Raw genomic sequence first — 3,979 nt, 5'->3', positions numbered from 1 at the left:
AACAAAACTTTCTGCCTTTATTTGCTCCCAACAAAAATCGTCTATTCGTTCATAAGTTTTACCTCGTCTCGTAAAGAGCCCTTATAAGACCTACTTTCTGAATATACCTTTATTTATGCGGGTTCGCAAGCGGTTTGACGCTAAAAAAATCAGAAAAATTGGATAAAATTCTGGGATTTGGGCCATTTTTTCGGAGCCCTGGTACTGCCGAAATGGCTGTAGATTTCCAGGAACTCCCTGTCCGTGACGCTTAGTAGGCAGACCGTGGAGCGGGGTTCGATTAAATTGGCGATTCGTCGTTGGTGCGTCCTGCCGTTGTCCGCAGTGGAGCAATAGCGGACGTACATGCCCCGTTGCACCTTGCTGAACCCCTCTTTTTCTAGTTCCTTGACGAACCTGTCCATGTTTTGGCGGCCGCTCTTGCAGTGTCTTGGAAAATCGAAAATCGCTACGACCCACATACTACCCTCGGGTAGGCGATGTTTTTAGTTTCGCCCATGAAAAATTTTGCGACGGAGGCGGTGGTGTAGGTGAGACATGTTCCGAGCTGAACCATCTGTTCGCCGAAGGGAATGTTGGTGTAGAACAGCTCCAGAAAAGATGCCTTGACTTCCTTGTCCAACTTTTTCTTTTTTGCTGCGTGTAATTTGTACGCAATCTGATCGATGAAGGGGCGGTAGGGTTCCATAATGTCGTCTGCCAGCGGGAATGCGTCGTAATAGTTCCGGTGGAAAATTCCGAGGGAAGGCAGTAACCCGCTCGCCATCAGGGCGCGTGCCGTTGCGGCTCGCAGGAGCGTGTAGCCGTAATTCAAAAAGTCGTTGGGATGTTCGCCGAATCTGTCGCGGATGAACTCTTTGCCGAAAAGTTCCCTCCAGTAGCATTGCGCGGCAAGTCCTTCGCGGTTGCTGGAGTCCCCGCTAAGGACTCCAGTGGCGTATTTCAGGAGTTTGTCGTGTTTTTTGCCAAGGGACTTTAGGTGCAGCGCCTGGTTCTTGATTTTTGCCTCCACGACATTTTTCCACATCTGCTTTTTTAGCGGTAGGGGTGCGTCCAGTTGCAGGCGGAAGTATTTCTCTTGCAGGGTGTTCGCGTCCAGGTTCATGAGCATGGATGACGGCATATGCTTTTCGTTACAGAATACGACGGCGACATTCTGCTCTGCCAGTTTGCCGATGAGCGGCGTGGTGAGCGATGCCGAATGGTTGTCGATGAGGATGATGGCGATATCCTCGATGGCTCTGAGGGTGACGTTGTCGGGATCGTCCTTGTATGCGATTTTGAGCATGGAATTTTGCACCGAAAGCTGGACGGGGCTTTCGAATACGAGAGTCTGTTTGGGCATGTTTCTCCTTCTGTTTCTATTGACATCTTTATTTAGATGCAAAGGCGCTTTCCATAAAGGACTGCTCGTTTCGGGGAATCCCGTTCCTTGTTGCGATTTTACGCCAATTTGCTTTGACGATTTTTTGCATTTCGGTAATGGCTGCTTTTGCCTTTGCCGCAGGTAATCCGTAAAGTTCGCAAACATCCTGGGCGAGTTCCAATGATAGTGTGGAATCGCTGTCAGAAATATTCAGCGAAAGGAATTCCCCGTACGGATTTGGATTTACGTCGAACAGGGGCGAAAGCGTCCACCCTTTTTCGGACAAGAGAAAACCGTGGTTACGCAAGTGGTCGTCGGTGTTGGACACGAGGATGTTGAACACAATCCGTTTCCAAAGTTCAAGAAGGTCTTTTTTGGGGGCTGCTCCGGCAGACTTGATGAAGGAGGCGATTTCGTTGTATCCGCAGTCTTCGTTCCCGTCTGTGTGGCCGAGCAGGGCCATAGCCGACGTGAAGTGGATTCTCCGACCGGACTCTCGGTCAAATCTTTTTACGAGAAAAGTGGAACCGTATCGCGAGAATTTTTCAAGGCGGCTTTTCGAAACGTTCAATCCGCACATTTCCGCAAGTTCATAGACCGTTTTTTCCCAAGCGCCGCAGTTTATCTTGTCGTTCTTGGAAGGAAACTTTGCTATCCAAAGGCTGCCATCCGGTGCAATGACGTTTGCTTTAGGGCGTGCGCCCCCTAACGAGGAACCCGGCGCAATTAGCATCTGTAGCCATTTGTCCGAGTGCGTGGTGTCGCTCTCGAAGGCGGCTACGGCATCGTTTAGTTTGCGGAGGGCGACCCACGGAGGGGCAGCCATGTCGGAATCGTCCGAAAGGAAGGGGCCGTCCTCATTCGCTTTGAACCGCAAAGCTCCCATGCGTGACATGTCGTGAACGCCGAGCAGGTAGTCGCTTTCCATGAGTTTTCGGGGCGTTCTCGATTCGGAGCGGGCGATTGTGGATTCCCGCCGGTCCATGAGCGTGCGTCCCCACCGGTCGGGGCACGAATCTTCAAATATGCCGAAAAGTTCCTTGTCGACAGGAACGAACTGCCGCCCCTTGAAAAGGGACAGGTCCGGATCCAGCATAAAGCTACCGGAGTGCTTTAGCCATTCGTTGTCGTACTCGAATGAACAGACTTCTTTACCTCTTGCGCCTTCCACAAAGAGCGTGCCGATGCGCGTGGGGACTGCGCGCAGCCAGTTCTCGTAAACCAAAATCCGCTTCACTTGCCCTCCGGGTGATATTTCTTCAGGAGTTCGATGTCGTGGAGTTTTTGCCCGAGTTCGTCGTCTGCGGCGACTTTGAGAAGGTCGGTGTCCATGCCGCTTATGGCGTGGAGTACTGCTGCGTAAATGCCGATTGCCACTGCCGCGGAACCTTTTTCCACCGCCCATACCGATGCTCGGCTGACGCCCGCCCTTTCGGCAGCTAGCGCGACAGAAATTTTACGACGCATGCGTGCCAGACGGATCTGTTCTCCCATCTGTTCAAGGATTTTACCGGTTTTCGGCAGTAGAGTTACGCTTTTCTTACCCATGATGTCAATAAATATATATTGTTTTGATTGAATTGTCAATAAATATTGACGAAATAGGTTGGATTTGCAGTGTAGTGGGGCTAAGACGAAATGCCTTTTTTTGTAATTTGGCTTATTGACTGCCTCGTCGTTTTTATTTATATTTTGGTAAGAATATCTTACCAGAGATGCTATGGACTCTCTAGAAATAACAAGTCTATCGACAAAAGGACAAATCGTCATTCCTAGGAGTATCCGTAATCAACTGAACCTGGATACCGGAGACAAGCTGATTGTCGTGTGCGATGGTACAAATATTTTGCTCAAGCCGGTACTTATGCCCAGCATGTCCGAATTCAAGACTCTTGTGGAAGAGACGGATAAAATCACAAGTGAACTGGAAACGACGCCGGATATGCTAAGCGCGTTTATCAATGAAAATCGATGAACATCGTTGTATCGTTGTAGATACAAACGTCCTTGTTTCGGGTATTTTAGTTACCATTCTTTTAAAGCGACCTGCTGGATAAACGAAAAATGGGCGTGCGGCGGGCCCTCTATTTGGGGGAGTTTTTTTCCCTCGGCTCATAAAGAGCCCTTATAAGACAAAAACGCCACAGGACACTAGGACTTTTTCGATGACCATCTACATATCTAAAGCCGGTCAGGATTCAGTAACTGCTGAATGATTACAGCTTGTCGAAATCGTCCAGCGGGTTATTCGGATTTTCCTGCTCCGGCTCGGTTTCTTCGGTCTGCTCCAGTTCCTTCTGTTCCTTCCTGTAGGCGTCGTACAGCAACAGGGATCCTGCAAAGATGGCGCAAACGACGAATATGAGCCAGTGGGAAGCCATGATGCAATAGATTAGCACCAGGGCGAGAATTACCCGGACAACGCAATTGTCGAAAGCCTTTGTAAATACCCACATACCACGAATATACTTCTTGAATTCCGGAATGGCAAACGGTGGTGTCCGTTTTTAAGTGTATTTAAGCGTGTTTTACCGTATTTTGCCCTATAAGCATCTCTCGTTTTATTGTCCAAAAAATGGTTAAAACCCTGCACTTTCAGTGCAGCGACTTTCA

At 49.2% G+C, this 3,979-nt stretch carries 6 protein-coding genes; 1 reads left to right on the top strand and 5 read right to left on the bottom strand.

Going from position 1 to position 3,979, the window contains the following annotated elements:
- Window positions 1-149: 149 nt before the first annotated feature.
- From cas2 to Q0P86_RS16595, 4 genes are read right to left on the bottom strand one after another with little or no spacing between them, the layout of a single operon-like run.
- Window positions 150-461 carry a CRISPR-associated endonuclease Cas2 gene (gene cas2, locus Q0P86_RS16610; RefSeq protein ID WP_295041044.1) on the bottom strand — a complete coding sequence of 104 codons (312 nt, stop codon included), beginning with the start codon at window positions 459-461 and terminating at the stop codon, window positions 150-152.
- On the bottom strand, window positions 449-1,345 hold the full coding sequence (gene cas1 / locus Q0P86_RS16605) for a type II CRISPR-associated endonuclease Cas1 (RefSeq protein WP_295041042.1): 897 nt from the start codon (window positions 1,343-1,345) through the stop codon (window positions 449-451). Before cas1 ends, cas2 begins: the two co-directional genes overlap by 13 nt.
- A gap of 28 nt (window positions 1,346-1,373) precedes the next feature.
- Window positions 1,374-2,603, bottom strand: coding sequence for a type II toxin-antitoxin system HipA family toxin (locus Q0P86_RS16600; protein WP_295041040.1), 1,230 nt, complete (start codon window positions 2,601-2,603; stop codon window positions 1,374-1,376).
- A complete protein-coding gene (locus Q0P86_RS16595) occupies window positions 2,600-2,914 on the bottom strand; it encodes a helix-turn-helix transcriptional regulator (protein ID WP_073054531.1) in 315 nt (104 codons plus the stop codon). Before Q0P86_RS16595 ends, Q0P86_RS16600 begins: the two co-directional genes overlap by 4 nt.
- Before the next feature lie 172 nt (window positions 2,915-3,086).
- Here Q0P86_RS16595 and Q0P86_RS16590 point away from each other — a divergent pair, with 172 nt between their 5' ends.
- The gene (locus tag Q0P86_RS16590; protein WP_290996427.1) at window positions 3,087-3,341 is read left to right on the top strand and encodes an AbrB/MazE/SpoVT family DNA-binding domain-containing protein; all 255 of its coding nucleotides are present in this window, start codon (window positions 3,087-3,089) and stop codon (window positions 3,339-3,341) included.
- A 241-nt stretch (window positions 3,342-3,582) separates the two neighbouring features.
- Here Q0P86_RS16590 and Q0P86_RS16585 read toward each other — a convergent pair whose 3' ends face one another.
- Window positions 3,583-3,822 (bottom strand): hypothetical protein, encoded by a 240-nt coding sequence (locus Q0P86_RS16585; protein ID WP_295041037.1) that lies wholly within the window; start codon window positions 3,820-3,822, stop codon window positions 3,583-3,585.
- Window positions 3,823-3,979 lie beyond the last annotated feature (157 nt).

This window comes from uncultured Fibrobacter sp. (assembly GCF_946062555.1).
In the GTDB taxonomy this organism is placed as follows: Bacteria; Fibrobacterota; Fibrobacteria; order Fibrobacterales; family Fibrobacteraceae; genus Fibrobacter.
The sequence above is the reverse complement of the archived record's forward strand: the minus strand, read 5'-3'. Positions and strand labels throughout refer to the sequence as shown.

What these genes read in the sequence shown, in the direction of transcription:
- Q0P86_RS16585 (WP_295041037.1), bottom strand. Translation starts at nt 3,822, where the DNA reads ATGTGGGTATTTACAAAGGCTTTCGACAATTGCGTTGTCCGGGTAATT.
- Q0P86_RS16590 (WP_290996427.1), top strand. Translation starts at nt 3,087, where the DNA reads ATGGACTCTCTAGAAATAACAAGTCTATCGACAAAAGGACAAATCGTC.
- Q0P86_RS16595 (WP_073054531.1), bottom strand. Translation starts at nt 2,914, where the DNA reads ATGGGTAAGAAAAGCGTAACTCTACTGCCGAAAACCGGTAAAATCCTT.
- cas1 (WP_295041042.1), bottom strand. Translation starts at nt 1,345, where the DNA reads ATGCCCAAACAGACTCTCGTATTCGAAAGCCCCGTCCAGCTTTCGGTG.
- cas2 (WP_295041044.1), bottom strand. Translation starts at nt 461, where the DNA reads ATGTGGGTCGTAGCGATTTTCGATTTTCCAAGACACTGCAAGAGCGGC.